At 71.9% G+C, this 19,957-nt stretch carries 16 protein-coding genes and 1 pseudogene; 6 read left to right on the forward strand and 11 right to left on the reverse strand.

What is annotated here, in order from left to right; genetic code table 11:
- Positions 1 to 87: 87 nt before the first annotated feature.
- From ABT300_RS29565 to ABT300_RS29610, 10 genes and pseudogenes are all read right to left on the reverse strand, one after another.
- A pseudogene (locus ABT300_RS29565) lies at positions 88 to 549 on the reverse strand (pentapeptide repeat-containing protein); the annotation flags it as partial.
- Between the two features lie 84 nt (positions 550 to 633).
- Positions 634 to 1,377: a PIG-L deacetylase family protein gene (locus ABT300_RS29570; protein ID WP_351681900.1), complete on the reverse strand. Its 744-nt coding sequence runs from the start codon at positions 1,375 to 1,377 to the stop codon at positions 634 to 636.
- A 55-nt stretch (positions 1,378 to 1,432) separates the two neighbouring features.
- Positions 1,433 to 2,734 carry an alpha/beta fold hydrolase gene (locus ABT300_RS29575; protein ID WP_351681902.1) on the reverse strand — a complete coding sequence of 434 codons (1,302 nt, stop codon included), beginning with the start codon at positions 2,732 to 2,734 and terminating at the stop codon, positions 1,433 to 1,435.
- Between the two features lie 209 nt (positions 2,735 to 2,943).
- Entirely contained in the window at positions 2,944 to 3,972 is a 1,029-nt protein-coding gene (locus ABT300_RS29580) for a LacI family DNA-binding transcriptional regulator (RefSeq protein ID WP_351681904.1), read from the reverse strand.
- Between the two features lie 91 nt (positions 3,973 to 4,063).
- On the reverse strand, positions 4,064 to 5,488 hold the full coding sequence (locus ABT300_RS29585) for a BNR repeat-containing protein (protein WP_351681906.1): 1,425 nt from the start codon (positions 5,486 to 5,488) through the stop codon (positions 4,064 to 4,066).
- A 102-nt stretch (positions 5,489 to 5,590) separates the two neighbouring features.
- Positions 5,591 to 5,911 (reverse strand): L-rhamnose mutarotase, encoded by a 321-nt coding sequence (locus tag ABT300_RS29590; RefSeq protein WP_351681908.1) that lies wholly within the window; start codon positions 5,909 to 5,911, stop codon positions 5,591 to 5,593.
- A gap of 17 nt (positions 5,912 to 5,928) precedes the next feature.
- The gene (rhaS, locus tag ABT300_RS29595) at positions 5,929 to 7,014 is read right to left on the reverse strand and encodes a rhamnose ABC transporter substrate-binding protein (protein WP_351681910.1); all 1,086 of its coding nucleotides are present in this window, start codon (positions 7,012 to 7,014) and stop codon (positions 5,929 to 5,931) included.
- 41 nt (positions 7,015 to 7,055) lie between these two features.
- Positions 7,056 to 8,048, reverse strand: coding sequence for an ABC transporter permease (locus ABT300_RS29600; RefSeq protein ID WP_351681912.1), 993 nt, complete (start codon positions 8,046 to 8,048; stop codon positions 7,056 to 7,058).
- Positions 8,041 to 9,108 (reverse strand): ABC transporter permease, encoded by a 1,068-nt coding sequence (locus tag ABT300_RS29605; protein ID WP_351681914.1) that lies wholly within the window; start codon positions 9,106 to 9,108, stop codon positions 8,041 to 8,043. The genes ABT300_RS29600 and ABT300_RS29605 overlap by 8 nt, the downstream gene beginning before the upstream one ends.
- Positions 9,105 to 10,622, reverse strand: a complete 1,518-nt coding sequence (locus ABT300_RS29610; protein WP_351681916.1) for a sugar ABC transporter ATP-binding protein — start codon at positions 10,620 to 10,622, stop codon at positions 9,105 to 9,107. The genes ABT300_RS29605 and ABT300_RS29610 overlap by 4 nt, the downstream gene beginning before the upstream one ends.
- A 276-nt stretch (positions 10,623 to 10,898) precedes the next feature.
- On the opposite strand from ABT300_RS29610, the gene rhaI reads away from it, so the two are divergent.
- The 6 genes from rhaI (at position 10,899) to ABT300_RS29640 (ending at position 18,629) form a co-directional block, all read left to right on the forward strand.
- Positions 10,899 to 12,059 (forward strand): L-rhamnose isomerase, encoded by a 1,161-nt coding sequence (gene rhaI / locus ABT300_RS29615; protein ID WP_351681918.1) that lies wholly within the window; start codon positions 10,899 to 10,901, stop codon positions 12,057 to 12,059.
- A gap of 113 nt (positions 12,060 to 12,172) precedes the next feature.
- Positions 12,173 to 14,212, forward strand: a complete 2,040-nt coding sequence (locus tag ABT300_RS29620) for a bifunctional aldolase/short-chain dehydrogenase (protein ID WP_351681919.1) — start codon at positions 12,173 to 12,175, stop codon at positions 14,210 to 14,212.
- Between the two features lie 5 nt (positions 14,213 to 14,217).
- Complete coding sequence (locus tag ABT300_RS29625; RefSeq protein WP_502978017.1) at positions 14,218 to 15,654, forward strand: rhamnulokinase; 1,437 nt, start codon at positions 14,218 to 14,220, stop codon at positions 15,652 to 15,654.
- 73 nt (positions 15,655 to 15,727) lie between these two features.
- Positions 15,728 to 16,483, forward strand: coding sequence for a (Fe-S)-binding protein (locus ABT300_RS29630; protein ID WP_351681920.1), 756 nt, complete (start codon positions 15,728 to 15,730; stop codon positions 16,481 to 16,483).
- Positions 16,480 to 17,967, forward strand: coding sequence for a LutB/LldF family L-lactate oxidation iron-sulfur protein (locus ABT300_RS29635; protein WP_351681922.1), 1,488 nt, complete (start codon positions 16,480 to 16,482; stop codon positions 17,965 to 17,967). Before ABT300_RS29630 ends, ABT300_RS29635 begins: the two co-directional genes overlap by 4 nt.
- The gene (locus ABT300_RS29640) at positions 17,964 to 18,629 is read left to right on the forward strand and encodes a LutC/YkgG family protein (RefSeq protein ID WP_351681924.1); all 666 of its coding nucleotides are present in this window, start codon (positions 17,964 to 17,966) and stop codon (positions 18,627 to 18,629) included. The genes ABT300_RS29635 and ABT300_RS29640 overlap by 4 nt, the downstream gene beginning before the upstream one ends.
- 79 nt (positions 18,630 to 18,708) lie before the next feature.
- Here ABT300_RS29640 and ABT300_RS29645 read toward each other — a convergent pair.
- On the reverse strand, positions 18,709 to 19,957 hold a 1,249-nt coding region (locus tag ABT300_RS29645), incomplete at its 5' end, for an FAD-dependent oxidoreductase (protein ID WP_351681926.1).

Here is a 19,957-nt window from a genome sequence, read left to right on the forward strand (position 1 = left end):
GGCGTCGGTGGGCATCATCGGCGCCAACGGCGCGGGCAAGACCTCCACCCTCAAAGCCCTCATGGGACTGGTACCGCGCGGCGGCGGAAGCATCAACAGCTCCGCCGGGGGCAGCAGCGTCAGTTCCCCCGTCCTCGCCAGCGACCGGCGCAGGTCCGCGTGGACCGGGCGGGCCGCGGGCAGGCCCAGCGCCTCCGAGAGATACCACAGGAGCTCGTGGAGCTGCCGCACGACCGGGAACGCCTCGTTCATCCGGCGGACCTCGGCCGGCGAGGCGCTGCCGCGGTCCCGGCCGCCGAAGGTGACCTGCGAGACCTTCTGCCCGGCGCCGAAGCAGTCGTAGACCGTGCAGCCGGTGAAGCCCTTCTGCCGCAGCCGCGCGTGGATGCCGCAGCGGTGGTCCTCGCCCAGGTTCGGGCAGGGCGTGCCGGCCGGCTTGTCGATCGCGAAGTCGGCGGAGCGGGCGAAGGGCAGGGCCACACAGCACAGGCCGAAGCAGTTCGCACAGTCGCCGCGCAGCTCGGTCAGGTCCACCGTCTCGTCTTGCATCCGCCCACCCTAATGACCTGCGGCCATGCTCCGCGCACCCGTTTTCCGGGCCGGTAGGCGCGCACCGCCGGGGGCGACGCCCGCCTACCGGCCGAACAGCTCGAACGCCACGGCCGGCCGGCCGCCGAACCGCTCCGCCGCCGAGTTCGCCACGCCGGTCAGGAACCCCCGTGCGTACTGCTCGGGCTCCTCGTCCGTCAACGCCTCGATGTAGGAGCGGTGTTCGAGCAGCGAGTCGACGGCGCGCTCCAGTCCCGCCGACGCGTCGACCGCGTGGGTGGGCGTCGCGGAACCGGCCACGGCGACCCAGCGCACCCCGTTCCAGGGCTGGAGGCCCTGCTCGACGAGTTCCGGGAAGATCCACCGGTTGCCGGCGTCCCCGGCCGCGTCGAGGGCGGCGCGGCCGACGGCGACGTGGTCGGGGGTGTTCCAGGCGACGCCGCCCCAGGTGTCGCGGTGGTTCAGCGTGATCACGAGCTCCGGGCGGTGCCGGCGGATCGCGGCGGCGATGTCACGGCGCAGGGCGGGGCCGTACTCGACGACGCCGTCCCGATGGTCGAGGAACTCGACCGTCGAGACGCCCACCACGGCCGCGCTCGCCCGCTGCTCCCGCTCGCGCAGCGGGCCGCACTCGGCGGGCGCGAGGGTGTCGATGCCGGCCTCGCCGCGGGTCGCCAGCACGTAGGCGATCTCACGGCCGGCGTCGGTCCAGGCGGCGATCGCCGCCGAGCACCCGTACTCGAGGTCGTCCGGATGCGCCACCACGGCCAGGGCGCGCTCCCAGTCCTCGGGCATGGGCCGGAGCTGGGCGATCGTCGGCTCGGTCATGACCGCAGACTAGGGCCTCTCGTGCGGATCGGCCCGCCAGGGCGGGAAAGCGACGTCACACCTCGTCACGGGCGAGGGCGAGCAGTCGGTCGAGGACGCGGGGGCCGCCGGCCCGGACGCCGTCGTGCTCGAACTCGTCGGTGACCCAGGTGCGCAGGCCCCGGATCGCCCGCGCGGTGCGCAGCGAGTGGGCGGTGTCGACGTACAGATCGTCGTGGTAGATCGCGGCCGCTGCCGGGACCTCGTTGACGGCCAGGCGGGCCGGGTCGTACAGGGGCGTCCAGTCGGTGCGGTCGGCGAGGAGTCGGGCGCTCTCGCGCAGCGGGCGCAGCGCGGGGTCGGCGTCGAACATCCAGGGGTGGACGGTCTCACCGGTGAGCAGCAGCGGGCCGTCGCCGGTGAGCGTCTTCGCGGCGTCGAACTGCGGGAACTCGGCGCGCACCCGCTCGGCGGACCATGCGGTGGGGCGCGCGTCCTGTGCGTAGATCGCCTCGTGGAGGAGGGCGTAGAGCGGGTGTCCGGCGAAGGAGAGCTGACCCTGCATCTCCTCCTGGAAGGCGTCGGACAGCGCGGGGCCCTGCGGGGTGGGCACGAAGGCCTCTTCGAGGAGGTGGTGCAGACGATGACTGCCCTCGCCGCCGCCCAGGAGGATGCCGACGGTCTGGAAGGCCTCGGCGGTGAGCCGGTAGCCGCTCGGGAGGGTCACCTCGTGGTGCAGGAGGTGGTCGGCGATGCGGCGCGCGCGTTCGACGTCCTGCGGGTACCGGGCGTAGTGCGCGGCGACCTTGCGCTCCATACGCGGGTAGGCGGCGCGGTACACGTCGTCGGCGTGGCCGTCCAGGGCGGGCAGACCGCCGGTGATCAGGGCGGCCGCCAGGCCCTCCGGTGCGAGGGAGAGATAGGTGACCGTGCAGAAGCCCCCGAAGCTCTGGCCGAGCACGGTCCACGGGGCGCCGTCGGTGACCTCGCGGCGGATCAGCTCGCAGTCCCGGACGATCGAGTCGGCGCGGAAGTGCGCGAGGTACTCGGCCTGTTCGGCCGGTCCGCCGCGCAGCGGGAGCGTCTGACGGTTGGCCGGGGCAGAGTGGCCGGCGCCGCGCTGGTCGAGGAGGAGGACGCGGTACTCCTCCAGCGCGCGGCCGAGCCAGGCCGGCCTGCCGACGAAGCGGTGTGCGCCGAATCCGGGGCCGCCCTGGAGGTAGAGCAGCCAGGGCAGGTCCTGCCCCGCCCTGTCGCTCGCGACGACCTCGCGGGCGTACAGCGAGATCGTCTCCCCGGCCGGGTCGGCGTGGTCGAGGGGCACGGTGAAGCGGCGGTCGGTGAGTACGACGCCGGGCTGGCGGTAGCTGAGGGACAACAGGGGTCTCCTGGGACGCTCGGTGTGCGGGCCGCGTCCCAGTTCAGCACATCCGCGGCCCGTGCCGAAGTCCGGGATCACCCTCCCCTTACTGAACAGCCGCTCAGCACGGAGGCCCCGTCGGACGGCGGGTGCGGGTGCGGCGGGGCGGGGGCTGCGGTCGGACGACGGGGCGGGGGGCGCGGTCGCGCGGCGGGGTTCGCGGTCGCTCAGCGCGCCGACAGGCTCGACCGGCGGACCACCAGTTCCGGCTGGAGCACCACGCGGCGGTGTTCGTGCGCCCGCCCGTTCTCGAGCCCCTCCTCCGTCTCCTCCAGCAGCATCTCGGCGGCCAGGGCGCCCATGGTGACGGCGGGCTGCCGGACGGAGGTGAGCGGGACCGCCGCCGCGGCCGCGAACTCGATGTCGTCGTAGCCGACGATGGCGAGGTCGTCGGGGACGCCCACGCCGGCCGCGTACATGGCCTGCAGCACGCCGAGCGCGAGCAGGTCGTTGGCGCAGAACACGGCGGTCGGGCGGTCGGCGAGGCCCAGCAGCCGGGCGCCGGCGTCCCGGCCTGCGGCTACGTCGAGCCGTTCGGTGGGCAGTTCGCGCAGGCACTCCGGCCCGAGGCCCGCCTCGGCGAGCGCGTGCAGGGCGCCGGTGCGGCGGTCGCGGACCTGGGTGAAGCTCGGCGGTCCGCTCACGTAGGCGATGGAGCGGTGCCCGGCGTCGACCAGGTGGCGTACCGCGAGCGCGCCTCCCGCCACGTCGTCCACCGACACCGAGCACTCGGCGGTGCCCTCGGACACCCGGTCGACGAGGACGAAGGGGATGCCGTGCCGGCGGAAGGACTCGATGTTGCGGCCGGTCGCGTCCGCCGGGGTGAGCAGCACTCCGCGCACCCGCTGTTCGGCGAAGAGCGACAGGTACTCGGCCTCCTCGCCCGCGCTCTCGGCACTGTTGCAGACCATGACGCCGAGTCCGGCGTCCCGGGCGGCGCGCTCGGCGCCGCGGGCGACGTCCACGAAGAACGGGTTGCCCATGTCGAGGACGAGCAGCCCCATGATCCGGCTGCGTCCGGCGCGCAGCTGGCGGGCCGACTCGCTGCGGACGTATCCGAGGCGGTCTATCGCCGAGAGCACCCGGGCCCGGGTCTCCGTGGCGACGGTGTCCGGGCGGTTGATGACGTTGGACACCGTGCCGACGGAGACTCCGGCGGCGCGGGCGACGTCCTTGATACCCACCGACTGGGCCATCAGGCGTGAACCTCCAGGTGAACGGGGCACGGCGGGACGGCCTTCACATTACCGTCATGCCGCCGGGCCTCTGGCCGAGCCGGTGCGCAGGTCATGCGGGCAGCGTGAAGTCGATGACGCGGAGCGCCGACGGGGTCGTCCCGCTCGACTTCTCCTGGTACATGAACGACAGCGTGTTGTCGGCCTTGACCCGCATCTCGTCGATGACGACCTCGCCGAAGGCGTTGAGGCCGCTGCCGTCGAAGAGCACGCTCCAGTCGGTGTAACCGGAGGCCTTGGAGGCGCCGGCGATCCTGCCGAAGGGGAAGACGGCGTACGCGTTGTCGTACTTGTCCAGGACCAGCTTGGTGCGCTGGCTGGAGCCGAGGACGACGGGGATCTCTGTCTTCTGCCAGCTGCCGGAGGCGTTCTTGCGCAGGTGGAAGGCGCGGCCGTTGGCGGTGCGGTCGTTGACGTAGTCGGTGGTGCACTGGCCGAAGCGGCCCGGCACGTAGCTGATGATCGCGTGCGGCCGGCCGGCGGAGTCGGTGGCCTGGCTCTCCTGGTTCATCAGCGAGTGGTCGGGGTTGAGCGCGTCCACGACGAGCCCGGCGTCCGTGACCGCTGCCTTGTCCGAGCCGCCGGTGACGCCCACGACCGCGCCCGCGTTGTTGCGCCAGGTCCGGCCGCGGTCGTCGGAGTAGACGTAGCCGGTGTCGTGGTTGGTGATGCCGCCGCCGGAGCACATCACGGCGCCGTTCTGCTCGCGCCAGGTGAACAGCGAGTGCAGCCGGCCGTTGACGTCGTAGTCGATGCCGTGCAGGTACATGTTGCGGGCCGTGCTGGTGCCGTGCTCGCTGGTGTAGGAGCCGGTGGAGCTGGACCACTCGCCGAGGTTCGTCCACGTCGAACCGTCGTACTCGGCGAGGGCGTTGCGGCCGTTGCCCGATATGCCGACCCGGTAGCTGAGCTGGAGTCTGCCCTCGGGGGTGGAGACGAACTGCGGGTAGGTGAACTGGGAGGTGAGCGCGAGTCCGTCGAGGGTGGTCTGGACGGCGCCGAACACGGACGACGTCCAGGACGTGGTCGCCGGGTTGTCGAGGAGTCCGGCGACCGACTTGACGTAGAAGAAGCCGTCGCTGTGGGAGTCCATGTTGAGGTGGAGCCGGCCGTCGGTCTTCGAGACGCCCATGGAGATGACGTTGTGCGAGTCGCTGGACTTGAGCTGGTGCGCCAGCGTCACCGTGGACCACGTCGTCGCGCCCAGGGCCCGGCGGGCGACGACCGCGTTCCGGGTGGAGGTGTACCAGGTGGCGTACTGGTAGCCCTTGTACGTCAGCAGACCGTTCTTCTGGAACGAGTTGTTGTTGACCAGGCCGTCGTAGGACACGAAGAACACGGCCTGCGCGTCGAGCAGCGTGGTCGTCCTCCTCGTGACCGAGGGGCCGGGGTCGGCGGCGCGTGCGGTGCCTGCGGCCAGTACGGGAGAGGCCGCGGCGCTGAGGAGGGCGCCGGCCAGCAGGGTGCGTCGTCTCATCTCGGGGGACTCCGTTGTCGTGCGAGAGCGGGGGACGGGGTGAGGGGGTGGCGCGGTGAGTGGCGAGTGGGGGGTGGGGGGTGTCGGGCTGCGGGAAGGGTCTCAGGCGAGGTGGAAGACCTCGGTGAGGGGTTTCATGGCCTCGTCGGGCCGGGAGCCGTCCAGGGACTCGAAGAAGGGGGCCATCTCCGCCTGCCAGCGGGCGTTGACGTCGGTGGCCTCCATGCCGGACAGGGCTGCGGCGAAGTCCCCGGTCTCCAGGTAGCCGACGAGCAGGCCGTCGGCTCTCAGGAAGAGCGAGTAGTTGTGCCAGCCGGTGGCCGAGAGAGCTTCGAGCATCTCCGGCCACACGGCGGCGTGGCGTTCGCGGTACTCGGCGAGGCGGTCCTGTCGGACCTTGAGCAGGAAACAGACGCGCTGCATGAAGTACCGCTCCAGGACTAGAAGTTGAACTGGTCGATGTTCTTGGCGTCGAACACGGTCGGCTTGCCGAGGTTGATCACGCCGTTCTTGCCGATGGTGTACTCGGCGCCGCCGGCCTTGAAGGTCTCGCCCTCGGCGCCGGTGATCTGGCCCGAGGCCAGCGCCACCGCGGTCTGCGCGGCCAGCGCGCCGAGCTTGGAGGGGTCCCACAGCTCGAAGGCGTCGACGGTGCCGTTCTTGACGTAGGTGCGCATGTCGTTCGGGGTGCCGAGGCCGGTCAGCTTGACCTTGCCCTTGTACTTGGAGCCCGACAGGTACTGGGCGGCCGCCTTGATGCCGACGGTGGTCGGGGAGATGATGCCCTTCAGGTTCGGGTACTGCTGCAGCAGGCCCTGGGTCTGCTGGAAGGACTGCTGGGCGTCGTCGTTGCCGTACGCCACCTTGACGAGCTTGACGTCCTTGTACTTGGGGTCCTTCAGCTCCTCCTTCATGAAGTCGATCCAGGTGTTCTGGTTGGTCGCGGTCTGCGCGGCCGACAGGATCGCGATCTCGCCCTTGTAGCCGATCTGTTCGGCGAGCAGCTGCACCTCGGTGCGGCCGAGGTCCTCGGCGGACGCCTGCGAGACGAAGGCGTTGCGACACTCGGGGTTGGTGTCGGAGTCGTAGGTGACGACCTTGATCTTGTTGCTCATGGCCTGCTTGAGCGCGGTGCACAGCGCGCCCGGGTCCTGCGCGGACACGGCCATCGCGTCGACCTGCTGCTGGGTGAGCGTGTTGACGTAGGAGACCTGGCCGGAGGTGTCGGTGGCGCTGGAGGGGCCGACCTCCTTGTAGCTGGAGCCCAGCTCCTTCAGGGCCGCCTCGCCGCCCTTGTCGGCGGAGGTGAAGTACGGGTTGTTGACCTGCTTGGGCAGGAAGCCGACGGTCAGGCCCTTCTTGGTGGCCGCGTTCGGGTCGGCCTTGCCGGTGGCGGCGGCGGCCGCGCCGGTGCTCTCCTTCTTCACGTCGTCCTTGGTGGTGCCGCCGCAGGCGGTGGCTGCGAGAGCGAGGGAGGAGACGGCGGCGAGAGCCGCACAGGCGCGACGCAGGGATGACTTGCGCATGGTGGTGTGAGTCCTTAGTGAGGAGGGCGGTGCGGTGGGTGTCAGGCCGTCGGTGTCGAGGCTGCGGCTCTGCGGCCTGCCCTCGCGACGGAGATCTGGCGCGCGACCCGGGGGCCGAGCACGGAGACGACGAGCAGGACGCCGGTGACGACGATCTGCGACTGGGCGGAGACGTTGAGCAGGCTCATCACGTTCTGCAGTGCGCCGAGGAGGAACACTCCCGCGATGGCGCCGCCCAACGTGCCCTTGCCGCCGTCGAAGTCGATGCCGCCGAGCAACACCGCGGCGACGACGGAGAGTTCGAGGCCGGTCGCGTTGTCGTAGCGGGCGCTGGCGTAGTGCAGGGCCCAGAAGACTCCGGTGAGGGAGGCCATCAGGCCGGTCACCGTGAACAGGATGAGCTTCTGGCGTTTGACGCGGACGCCGGCGAACCGGGCGGCCTCCTCGCTGGCGCCGGTCGCGAAGAGGGAGCGGCCGAACGGGGTGGCGTGCAGGACGACCACCGCGATCGCGAGCAGGCCGACGAAGGGCAGGAAGGCCTGCGGGAGGAAGCTGTCCCCGACCCTGCCGGCCGCGAAGTCCAGGTACTGGGTGGGGAAGTCGGTCACCGCGTCGGAGCCGAGCACGATCTGTGCGACGCCCCGGTAGGCGGCGAGGGTGCCGATGGTGACGGCGAGGGAGGGCAGGCCGAGGCGTGTCACGAGCAGACCGTTGATCAGTCCGCACACCACGCCCAGCAGCAGGCAGATCGGGATGATCGCCTCGATGGTCAGGCCCTGGTTCCACAGGGCGCCCATGACCGCGCCGGACAGGCCGGCAGTGGAGGCGACCGAGAGGTCGATCTCGCCGGAGACCACCAGCAGGGTCATCGGCAGGGCGATGAGCGCGATCGGCAGGGTGTTGCCGATCAGGAAGGACAGGTTCAGCGCGTTGCCGAAGCCGTCCACGAAGGAGAAGGAGAACAGCAGCAGGACGATCAGGAGGGCGCCCACGACGGTGTCCCAGCGGATCGCGCGGGACAGGGACTCAGGCACGGGCCTCTCCCTTGTTCACGGCCGGCGCGAAGGCCGGCTTCTTCTTCAGGGCGGACGCCACCCGCAGCGCCACGATCCGGTCGACCGCGATGGCCAGCAGGAGCAGCACGCCGTTGATGGCGAGCACCCAGACCGAGCTGACGCCGAGGGCGGGCAGGACGCTGTTGATGGAGGTGAGGAGCAGGGCGCCGAGGGCGGCGCCGTAGACGCTGCCGGAGCCGCCGGTGAAGACGACGCCGCCGACGACGACCGCGCTGACGACGGTGAGTTCGTAGCCGGTCCCGGTCCCGGAGTCGACGTTGCCGAACCGGGCCAGGTACATGGCGCCGGCGAGCCCGGCGAGGCCGCCGCAGAAGGTGTAGGCGGCAAGGATCCGCTTGCGCACCGGGATGCCGGCGAGCCGGGCGGCTTCGGGGTTGGAGCCCAGCGCGTACAGCTCGCGTCCGCTGCCGAAGTGCTTGAGGCAGTAGGCGGTCGCGATCAGGACGACGACCGCGATGAGCGCCAGCCACGGCACCGCCGAGAGGCCGCCGGAGCCGAAGTCGACGAACGAGTCCGGCAGGTCGGCCGCGGTGATCTGCCGGGAGCCGACCCAGATGGAGTCGATGCCGCGGATGATGTACAGCGTGCCGAGGGTGACGACGAGGGCGGGCACCTGACCGAGGCTGACCAGCAGGCCGTTGAGGAGGCCGAAGCCGACACCCAGCAGGACCGCCAGGACGATCGCGACCACCGGGTTGCCGCCGCCGTGCAGGTACGTGCCGGCGGCGAAGGCGCTGATGCCGAGGGTGGAGCCGACCGAGAGGTCGACGTTGCGGGTGATGACGACCAGGGACTGGCCGGTGGCGACCAGCACCAGGATGGTCGCGTTGAGCAGCAGGTCCTTGATGCCCTGCTCGGAGAGGAACTCGCTGTTGCCGGCCTGGGTGACGGCGATCATCACCAGGAAGACGACCAGGATGGCGAGTTCGCGCATCTTGAAGACGCGGTCGACCAGCCGGGTGCCGCTGGACTTGGGCGCCTCGGCGACGGGGGCCTGTTCAGGAGTGGTCACCGTCATGCGGCGGCCCTCCCGGTGGCTGCGGCCATCACGGTTTCCTCGGTGGCGTCGGTACGGGGGATCTCGGCGGTGAGCCGGCCTTCGTGCATCACCAGCACGCGGTCGGCCATGCCGAGGATCTCGGGCAGGTCGGAGGAGATCATCAGGACGGCGACCCCGTCGGCGGCCAGCTCGCTCAGCAGCCGGTGGACCTCGGCCTTGGTGCCGACGTCGATGCCGCGTGTCGGCTCGTCGACGATCAGCACCTTGGGGCCGGTGGCCAGCCACTTGGCGAGCACGACCTTCTGCTGGTTGCCGCCGGAGAGCGTGTTGACGCTGTCGGCGATCCGGGCGTACTTCACCTGGAGCTTGACCGCCCAGTCGAGGGAGCGGCTGCGTTCGGCGCCGCGGTCCATCAGACCGGCCTTCACGGTGGTGCGCAGACCGGTGAGGCCGATGTTGCGCTCGATGGACATGTCCATCACCAGGCCTTGGGCGCGCCGGTCCTCGGGGACCAGGGCGAGGCCCGCGGACATCGCGGTGGAGGGGGCTCCGTTGGTGAGCGGCCGGCCGTCCACCGAGACCTCGCCGGCGTCCCAGCGGTCGATGCCGAAGACGGCTCGGGCGACCTCGGTGCGCCCGGCCCCGACGAGTCCTGCGAGGCCGACGATCTCGCCGCGCCGGACCTCGAAGGACACGTCGGTGAAGACGCCCTCGCGGGTCAGCCGACGGACGCTGAGGGCGACTTCGCCCGGAGTGACGTCCTGCTTGGGGTAGAGCTCGTCCAGATCGCGGCCGACCATCCGGCGGACGAGGTCGTCCTCGGTCATGCCCTCGATCGGCTCGCTGGCGATCCACGCCCCGTCGCGCAGGGTGGTCACCCGCTGGCAGATCTCGAAGATCTCCTCGAGCCGGTGCGAGATGAAGAGGACGGCTGCGCCCTGTTCGCGCAGGGTGCGCACCACGCCGAAGAGCCGGGCGACCTCGCTGCCGGTGAGGGCGGCGGTGGGCTCGTCCATGATCAGAACGCGGGCGTCGAAGGAGAGCGCCTTGGCGATCTCGACGATCTGCTGGTCGGCGATGGACAGTCCGCGCGCCGGGCGGTCGGGGTCGAGGTCGACTCCGAGGCGCTGCATGAGGGCGGCGGTGGCGGCGTGGGTGGCCTTGTGGTCGATGCGGCCGAGGGTCCGCCGGGGCTGGCGGCCCATGAAGATGTTCTCGGCGATCGACAGGTCGGGGAAGAGCGTGGGCTCCTGGTAGATCACCGCGATTCCGGCGTCGCGGGCGTCGCCGGGACCGTGGAAGACGACGGACTCGCCGTCGAGCAGCACCCGGCCGGCGTCCGGTCGGTGCACCCCCGCGAGGGTTTTGATCAGGGTCGACTTGCCCGCGCCGTTCTCGCCGGCGAGGGCGTGGACCTCGCCGGGGAACAGCTCCAGGGAGACGCCCCGCAGGGCGCGTACGGCGCCGAAGGACTTCGCTACGTCCCTCAGTGCCAGCACCGGGGCCGGTCCCGTATCGGACGGGTGGGTCATGGGTGGCTCCTCGACGACGGCCGCGGGCCGGGCCGTTCGAGGCCGCCGCAGTGCGTCGTGAAAGGTTTCAACTGGATGGCCGGGACGTTAGGCAGACCCGGCATGTCACGTCAATGGGTATGTGTCGAAAAGTTTTCGATACCCGAAGGTCACATACCGGTCACGGCGAATGTGCCGGACCTGGGGGGTTGACACCCGTTCGACGGCCTCATAACTTCCCGTTCTGAATCGTTTCATCCGGGAGGTGGTCCCGGACTGATGTCACAGGAGCCCGAAGTGACCGACCTCGTCGCCGTGAAGGCCGCGCTGAAGACCCAGGCCGTCGAGACGCCGTCATGGGCGTACGGGAACTCGGGGACCCGTTTCAAGGTGTTCGCCCAGCAGGGCGTCCCGCGCACGCCGCAGGAGAAGCTGGACGACGCGGCCCAGGTGCACGCGGTCACCGGGGCGGCCCCGACCGTGGCGCTGCACATCCCGTGGGACAAGGTGGAGGATTACTCCGCGCTCGCCAAGCACGCCGAGGACCGCGGGGTGAAGCTGGGCGCGATCAACTCCAACACCTTCCAGGACGACGCCTACAAGCTGGGCAGCATCTGCCACCCGGAGGCGGCGGTGCGCCGCAAGGCCGTCGACCACCTGCTCGAATGCATCGACATCATGGACGCGACGGGCTCCGCCGATCTGAAGCTGTGGTTCGCGGACGGCACGAACTATCCCGGCCAGGACGACATCCGCGGGCGCCAGGACCGGCTCGCGGAGGGTCTCGCCGAGGTGTACGAGCGGCTGGGCGACGGGCAGCGGATGCTGCTGGAGTACAAGTTCTTCGAGCCGGCGTTCTACGCGACGGACGTCCCGGACTGGGGCACGGCGTACGCGCACTGTCTGAAGCTGGGCCCGAAGGCGCAGGTCGTGGTCGACACCGGGCACCACGCGCCGGGAACCAACATCGAGTTCATCGTCGCCACGCTGCTGCGCGAGGGGAAGCTCGGCGGGTTCGACTTCAACTCCCGGTTCTACGCCGACGACGACCTGATGGTGGGCGCGGCGGACCCCTTCCAGCTGTTCCGGATCATGTACGAGGTGGTGCGCGGGGGCGGGTTCACCCCCGACGTGGCGTTCATGCTCGACCAGTGCCACAACATCGAGGCGAAGATCCCGGCGATCATCCGCTCCGTGATGAACGTCCAGGAGGCGACGGCCAAGGCGCTGCTCGTCGACGCCGCGGCGCTGGCCGACGCCCAGGCCCGCGGCGACGTGCTGGAGGCCAACGCGGTCCTGATGGACGCGTACAACACGGACGTGCGGCCGCTGCTCGCGGAGGTTCGCGGCGAGATGGGGTTGGACCCCGACCCGATGGGGGCGTACCGGCGGTCCGGGTGGGCCGAGAAGATCATCGCCGAGCGGGTGGGAGGGGAGCAGGCCGGTTGGGGCGCGTGAGCGTCTGCGGTCATCCGTCTCGTCGCGGGGCGCGGGCCGAAAGCGACTGGTCGCGCAGTTCCCCGCACCCCGGGCAAGTCCACTCACCCTCTCCTGAGAAGTAAGGAAACCCCATGTCCACCCACCCCGAAGCCGCCGCTCTCCTCGCCCGGTCGAACCGGCTCGGAGCCGACCCGCGCAACACGAACTACGCCGGCGGCAACACGTCCGCGAAGGGCTCCGACACCGACCCCGTCACCGGCGGAGACGTCGAGCTGATGTGGGTGAAGGGCTCGGGCGGCGACCTCGGCACGCTCACCGAGGCCGGACTGGCCGTGCTGCGGCTGGACCGGCTGCGGGCGCTGCGCGACGTCTACCCGGGGGTCGAGCGCGAGGACGAGATGGTCGCCGCGTTCGACTACTGCCTGCACGGCAAGGGCGGCGCCGCCCCGTCCATCGACACCGCGATGCACGGACTCGTCGACGCCCCCCACGTCGATCATCTGCACCCGGACTCCGGCATCGCGCTCGCCTGCGCCGCCGACGGGGAGAAGCTGACCGCCGAGTGCTTCGGCGACGTGGTCGCCTGGGCGCCGTGGCGGCGGCCCGGGTTCCAGCTCGGCCTGGACATCGCCGCCGTCAAGGCGGCCAACCCGCAGGCGATCGGCGTGATCCTCGGCGGTCACGGCATCACCGCCTGGGGCGACAGCGCCGAGGAGTGCGAGCGCAACTCGCTGCACATCATCCGCACGGCCGAGGCGTTCCTCGCGGAGAAGGGCAGGACCGAGCCCTTCGGTCCCGTCCTCGACGGCTACGACCCGCTGCCCGAGGGCGAGCGCCGGAAGCGGGCCGCCGCGCTCGCGCCGTACGTCCGGGCGATCGCCTCCCAGGACCGGCCGCAGGTCGGGCACTTCGACGACTCGGACGTCGTCCTGGACTTCACCGCGCGGGCCGAGCACCCGCGGCTCGCCGCGCTCGGCACCTCGTGCCCCGACCACTTCCTGCGCACCAAGGTCCGGCCGCTGGTCCTGGACCTGCCGCCGGGCGCTCCCCTGGAGGAGGCGGTGGCCCGGCTCGGGGAGCTGCACACCGCCTACCGCGAGGAGTACGCGGCCTACTACGCGCGGCACGCCGAGCCCGGCTCCCCCGCGATGCGCGGCGCCGACCCGGCGATCGTGCTGGTGCCGGGCGTGGGCATGTTCTCCTTCGGCAAGGACAAGCAGACCGCCCGGGTGGCCGGCGAGTTCTACGTCAACGCGATCAACGTGATGCGCGGCGCCGAGGCGGTGTCCTCGTACGCGCCGATCGAGGAGTCGGAGAAGTTCCGCATCGAGTACTGGGCGCTCGAGGAGGCCAAGCTCCAGCGGATGCCGAAGCCCAAGCCGCTGGCTGCCCGGGTCGCCCTGGTGACGGGAGGCGGCAGCGGGATCGGCAAGGCGATCGCGCACCGGCTGGCCGCCGAGGGCGCCTGCGTGGTCGTGGCCGACCTGAACGGTGAGAACGCCGCCGCCGTCGCCGAGGAGCTCGGTGGGCCCGACACGGCGGTCGCGGTCACCGTCGACGTGACCTCCGAGGAGCAGATCGCCGCCGCCTTCGAGGCCGCCGCGCTCGCCTTCGGCGGGGTCGACCTGGTCGTCAACAACGCCGGCATCTCGATCTCCAAGCCGCTGCTGGAGACGTCGGCGAAGGACTGGGACCTCCAGCACGACATCATGGCCCGCGGGTCCTTCCTCGTCTCGCGCGAGGCGGCGCGCACGATGATCGCGCAGCGCCTGGGCGGCGACATCGTCTACATCGCCTCGAAGAACGCCGTCTTCGCCGGGCCGAACAACATCGCCTACTCCGCCACCAAGGCCGACCAGGCCCACCAGGTGCGGCTGCTCGCGGCCGAGCTGGGCGAGCACGGCATCCGCGTCAACGGGGTCAACCCCGACGGCGTGGTGCGCGGCTCGGGCATCTTCGCCGGCGGCTGGGGCGCCCAGCGCGCCGCGACCTACGGCATCGAGGAGGAGAAGCTGGGCGAGTTCTACGCACAGCGCACCATCCTCAAGCGCGAGGTGCTGCCCGAGCACGTGGCGAACGCCGTGTTCGCGCTGACCGGCGGCGAGCTCACCCACACCACCGGACTCCACGTCCCCGTCGACGCGGGTGTGGCGGCCGCGTTCCTCCGGTGACGGCCGTGCGGTCGTACGCCGCCGTCGACCTCGGCGCGTCCAGCGGGCGGGTCATGGTCGGCCGGGTCGGCCCCGACACGCTGGAGCTGACCGAGGCGCACCGCTTCGCCAACCGCCCGGTCCGCCTCCCCGAGGGGCTGCGCTGGGACGTGCTGTCCCTGTACGCGGGGGTGCTGGACGGGCTGCGCGCGGCGGGCGGGGTCGACTCCGTCGGCATCGACAGCTGGGCGGTGGACTACGGTCTGCTGGACGCCGACGGGGCGCTGCTCGGCAACCCCGTGCACTACCGGGACGCGCGCACCGAGGGCGTCGCCGAGAAGGTGTGGGCGAGCGTGCCGGCGGCCGAGCTGTACGCGGCGACCGGTCTGCAGTACGCGCCGTTCAACACCCTCTACCAGCTGACGGCCGCGGCCTCCACCGCCCAGCTCGCGCAGGCGCGGCGGCTGCTGCTCATCCCCGACCTGCTGGCGTACTGGCTGACGGGCGAGCAGGGCACCGAGCTCACGAACGCCTCGACGACCCAGCTGATCGACCCGCGCACCGGCGACTGGGCGCACGACGTCGCCGGCCGGCTCGGCATCGACCTCGCCCTGTTCGCCCCGCTGCGGCGGCCCGGCGATCCGGCGGGGCTGCTGCGGGCGGAGGTCCTCGAGGAGACGGGGCTGACCGGGCCGGTGCCCGTCACCACCGTCGGCTCGCACGACACCGCCTCCGCGGTGGCCGCCGTCCCGGCCGTCGGCGAACGGTTCGCCTACATCTGCACCGGCACCTGGTCGCTGGCCGGCCTGGAGCTGACGGCGCCCGTGCTCACCGAGGAGAGCCGCGCCGCCAACTTCACCAACGAGCTCGGGCTGGACGGCACGGTCCGCTATCTGCGCAACATCATGGGACTGTGGCTGCTCCAGGAGTGCATGCGCGCCTGGGACGACCCCGACCTGGCGGAACTGCTGCGGGACGCGGCCGCCGCGCCCGCGCTGCGCTCGGTCGTGGACGCGGGGGACGCCGTCTTCCTGGCGCCCGGACGGATGCCCGAGCGGATCGCCGAGGCATGCCGTGTCTCGGGGCAGCCGGTGCCCGGCACGCCCGGCGAGATCACCCGTTGCATCCTCGACTCCCTGGCCCTGGCGCACCGCAGGGCCGTCGAGGACGCCCAGCGGCTGGCCGGCCATGCCGTCGACGTGGTCCACATCGTCGGCGGCGGCACGCGTAACACGCTGCTGTGCCAGCTCACCGCGGACGCCTGCGGACTGCCGGTGGTGGCGGGTCCGACGGAGGCGGCCGCGCTCGGCAACGTGCTCGTCCAGGCCCGGGCCCACGACCTGGTCGGCGACCGCGCCGACATGCGGCGGCTGCTGGCCCGCACCCAGCCGCTGACGCGCTACGAGCCGCGCGGCGACGCGGGACGGTGGCGCGCGGCGGAGGCCCGTCTCGCCACCCGGTGAGACGGGGTCTCCCCCGGAGCTCCCCGGCGGGCTACTCTTCATTCATCCGATGACCGATCCCTGAGGAGCCGCGATGCGTGTCGCCCTGTTCCTGACCTGTGTCAACGACACGCTCTATCCGGATACCGGCCGCGCCGTGGTGAAACTGCTGACCAGGCTGGGCGTCGAGGTGGACTTCCCGATGGCGCAGACCTGCTGCGGCCAGGCCCACTACAACACCGGCTATCGCCATGAGGCCGAGCCCCTCGCCCGGCATTTCTCCGATGTCTTCGGTGAGTACGAGGCGATCGTGACGCCGTCGGGATCGTGCGGGGCGATGGTGCGGGAGCTGTATCCGCGGATGGGCGAGCGGGCCCGGGCCGAGGGGCGCGGGGACGGGCTCGCCACCGCCCTGGCGCCGGTGGTCCCGAAGACGTACGAGCTCACCGAGTTCCTGGTGGACGTGCTCGGCGTGACGGACGTCGGCGCGTACTACCCGCACACGGTGACCTATCACCCGACCTGTCACGGGTTGCGCGGACTGGGACTCGGGGACCGGCCCCGACGGCTGCTCCAGGCGGTCAAGGGGCTCGAGCTCGCGGAGCTGCCGGGCGCCGACGAGTGCTGCGGCTTCGGCGGCACGTTCGCGCTGAAGAACTCCGACGTCTCCGCGGCGATGGGCGCCGACAAGGTGCGCAACGCCGAGTCGACGGGCGCTCAGGTGCTGTGCGCGGCCGACAACTCCTGTCTGATGCACCTCGGCGGGACCATGACCCGGCTGCGCACCGGGATGCGGCCGGTGCACATCGCGGAGATCCTGGCGAGCACGGAAGCGGAGCCGGCGCTGTGAGCGGGACGTTCGTCGGGATGCCGGCGTTTCCGAAGGCCGCCCGGGAGGCGGTCGGCGACACGACCCTGCGCGCCAATCTGCGGCACGCCACGCACACCATCCGCGCCAAGCGCGCGGCGGCGGTCGCCGAGGTGTCCGACTGGGCCGCGCTGCGCGAGGCCGGCAAGCAGATCAAGGACCACACCCTGCGCCGTCTCGACCGCTATCTGGTGCAGTTGGAGGAGTCGGTCACCGCGGCCGGCGGCACGGTCCACTGGGCGGCCGACGCCGACGAGGCCAACCGGATCGTCACGCGACTGGTCAAGGAGACCGGCGAGTCGGAGGTCGTCAAGGTCAAGTCCATGGCCACGCAGGAGATCGGGCTCAACGAGGCGCTGGAGGCCGAGGGCATCCGGGCCTACGAGACCGATCTCGCCGAGCTGATCGTGCAGTTGGGCAAGGACCGGCCCTCGCACATCCTGGTCCCGGCCATCCATCGCAACCGGGGCGAGATCCGCGACATCTTCGCCGCGGAGATGAGCCGGTGGGGGCGTCCGGCCCCGGAGGGACTCACCGACACGCCCGCGGAGCTCGCCGAGGCGGCCCGCCTGCACCTGCGGGAGAAGTTCCTGCGGGCCAAGGTGGGGATCTCCGGCGCCAACTTCATGGTCGCCGAGACCGGCACCCTCGTCGTCGTGGAGTCCGAGGGCAACGGGCGGATGTGCCTCACCCTCCCCGAGACCCTGATCTCCGTCGTGGGCATCGAGAAGATCGTGCCGACCTGGCGCGACCTGGAGGTCTTCCTCCAGACTCTGCCGCGCTCCTCGACGGCCGAGCGGATGAACCCGTACACGTCCACCTGGACGGGCACCGCCGACGACGACGGTCCGCGGGCCTTCCACCTGGTGCTGCTGGACAACGGCCGCACCGACACCCTCGCCGACGAGGTCGGCCGGCAGGCCCTGCGCTGCATCCGCTGCTCGGCGTGTCTGAACGTGTGCCCGGTGTACGAGCGGGCCGGCGGCCACGCCTACGGCTCGGTCTATCCGGGCCCGATCGGCGCGATCCTCAGCCCTCAACTGCGGGGCACCGGCAACGAGATCGACGCCTCGCTGCCATACGCCTCCTCCCTGTGCGGGGCCTGCTACGAGGTCTGCCCGGTCGCCATCGACATCCCGGAGGTGCTGGTGCACCTGCGGGAACGGGTCGTGCAGGGCGGGCCGGTGACCCTGGAGGGCAACCGGACCGTGCTGAAGCCGGCCAAGGGGCATGCCGCGGAGCGCGCGGCGATGCGGGCGGCCCGATGGGCGTTCGCCCGCCCCGGCGCGCTGCGCGCCGGTCAGCGGCTGGCGTCGCGCACCCGACGGCTGCACCCGCGCACCCTGCCCGGTCCGGGCAGGGCGTGGAGCGGCAGCCGCGATCTTCCGCCCGTGCCCGCGGAACCCTTCCGCGACTGGTGGCAGCGGACCGACGGCGGCAAGACGGATGAGGGGACGGCGAAGTGAGCAGCAGGGAACAGATCCTCGGCCGGGTGCGGCGCGCGCTGGCCGACGTGCCGCGCGACGGCGCTCCCGACGGGTCCGGGCAGGTCGCCGGGTACGAGGAGGCCGTCGCCCGGGAGTACCTGCGGGAGCACGGCGAGCGCGACGCCGCCGGGACGGCGGAGCTGCTGGCGGAGAACCTGGCCGACTACCGGGCGCTCGTGCACCGCTGCACACCGGACGAACTCCCTTCCCTGATCGGCCGGTTGCTCGCCGCCCATGGGACTCGGTCGGTCCTCGCGCCGACGGGCCTCGACCCCGCCTGGCTGTCCGCGACGGACGCCGAGCGGGTCGAGGACCGGGCCGGGAGCACCGCGCACGAGCTGGACGGCGTGGACAGCGTGGTCACGGCGTGCGCAGTGGCGATCGCCGAGACCGGGACGATCGTCCTGGACGGCGGCCCCGATCAGGGCCGGCGTCGCATCACGTTGGTCCCCGACCACCATGTGTGCGTGGTCCTGGTGCCCGGGCAGGTCGTGTCGTCCGTGCCCCAGGCTCTCGAACGGCTCGACCCGGCACGCCCGTTGACCTGGATCTCCGGTCCTTCGGCGACCAGCGACATCGAGCTGGACCGGGTGGAGGGCGTGCACGGCCCACGCACGCTGGAGGTCGTCCTGGTCGGCTGAAACGGGCCGGGCCGGACACGCCGGTCCGGGACGGGTCCCGCGCGCCTGCGCTGCTTGCCTCGACTCGGCTTGACTCGGCTCAGAGGTCGCGGGGCTCCAGCGGGTCGACCGCCGGGCCCTGCACGACCGCGCCCCGCACGTCGAACCGCGAGCCGTGACAGGGACACTCCCAGGCACGCTCGGCGCGGTTGAAGGCGACGAGGCAGCCCAGATGGGTACAGCGGGCGGACAGGGCGTGGAGCTGTCCGTCCTCGTCGCGGTGGACGGCGCAGCGCTCGCCGCCGACACGGACCACCGCGCCGTCGCCCGGCGCGAGGGTCTCGACCGACGGCCCGGACGGCGAGGGCAGCCGGTCGCCGACGAAGTGCCGGGCCACGTCGGCCTGCTGCTTGAGGAAGGCGGCGCCCTCGCGGACCACGGAGGCGATCCGGCGGGGGTCGTACAGGTCGTCCCAGGGGCTCGTGCCGCCGGTGATCCGCTCGGCCAGCAGGCGGCCGGCCATGACACCGCCGCTCATCCCCCAGCCGCCGAAGCCGGTCGCCACGTAGGCCTGGCGGCTGCCGGGGTGCAGCGGTCCGACCAGCGGGACGGAGTCGGTGGAGTCGTTGTCCTGGGTGGCCCAGCGGTGGGTGAAGGTCAGGTCGCCGAAGCGGTCCGTCGCCCAGGCGCGGAGGCGATCGAAGCGCTCTTCGACGTCGCCGCCGGAGCCCGGCGTGAAGTGCTCGCCCGTCACGATGAGCAGGCGCCGGCCGTCGTCCATCGGCGCCGTGCGCACCGAGCGCGTGTTCTGCTCCGGGGTGATGTACATGCCCAGCGGGGCGCCGATGGGGTCGAGCGGCGCGGCCACCACCAGTTCGCGGCGCGGGGAGAGGCGGCTGAAGAGCAGTGCCCGGTCGAACACCGGGTAGTGGGTGGCGACGACGACGGACCGGGCGCGCACCTCGGTCCCGGACGTCGGCGACCGGGTGGTGAGCACACAGGGGTCGCCCTCGGTCAGGCCGGTGACCCGGGTGTGCTCGTGGATGGCGCCGCCGAGCCGCCGGATGTCGTCGGCGAGGGCCAGGAGGTACTTGCGGGGGTGGAACTGCGCCTGCTCCGCGACCCGGACCGCGCCGGCGACGGGGAACGGCAGATCCGTGTCGGTCACGTACTCGGCCGGGAGCCCGGCCTCCCGCGCGGCCTCCGCCTCCGCCTTCAGGGCGTCGGTGCGGGAGGCGTCCTCGGCATAGGTGTAGGCCGCCGTCTTCTCCCAGTCGCAGTCGACGCCGAGCGCGTCGGCCGTCTCGGCGACGTGCCGGACGGCCTCGAACTGCGAGCGGGCGTACAGG

Source organism: Streptomyces sp. NPDC001027 (genome assembly GCF_040299045.1).
GTDB lineage: Bacteria > Actinomycetota > Actinomycetes > Streptomycetales > Streptomycetaceae > Streptomyces.

Coding starts and splice junctions, on each gene's coding strand:
- ABT300_RS29580 (WP_351681904.1), bottom strand. CDS start 3,972: ATGGCCCAGTCGGTGGGTATCAAGGACGTCGCCCGCGCCGCCGGAGTC.
- ABT300_RS29590 (WP_351681908.1), bottom strand. CDS start 5,911: ATGCAGCGCGTCTGTTTCCTGCTCAAGGTCCGACAGGACCGCCTCGCC.
- ABT300_RS29585 (WP_351681906.1), bottom strand. CDS start 5,488: ATGAGACGACGCACCCTGCTGGCCGGCGCCCTCCTCAGCGCCGCGGCC.
- ABT300_RS29570 (WP_351681900.1), bottom strand. CDS start 1,377: ATGACCGAGCCGACGATCGCCCAGCTCCGGCCCATGCCCGAGGACTGG.
- ABT300_RS29605 (WP_351681914.1), bottom strand. CDS start 9,108: ATGACGGTGACCACTCCTGAACAGGCCCCCGTCGCCGAGGCGCCCAAG.
- ABT300_RS29610 (WP_351681916.1), bottom strand. CDS start 10,622: ATGACCCACCCGTCCGATACGGGACCGGCCCCGGTGCTGGCACTGAGG.
- ABT300_RS29620 (WP_351681919.1), top strand. CDS start 12,173: ATGTCCACCCACCCCGAAGCCGCCGCTCTCCTCGCCCGGTCGAACCGG.
- ABT300_RS29630 (WP_351681920.1), top strand. CDS start 15,728: ATGCGTGTCGCCCTGTTCCTGACCTGTGTCAACGACACGCTCTATCCG.
- rhaS (WP_351681910.1), bottom strand. CDS start 7,014: ATGCGCAAGTCATCCCTGCGTCGCGCCTGTGCGGCTCTCGCCGCCGTC.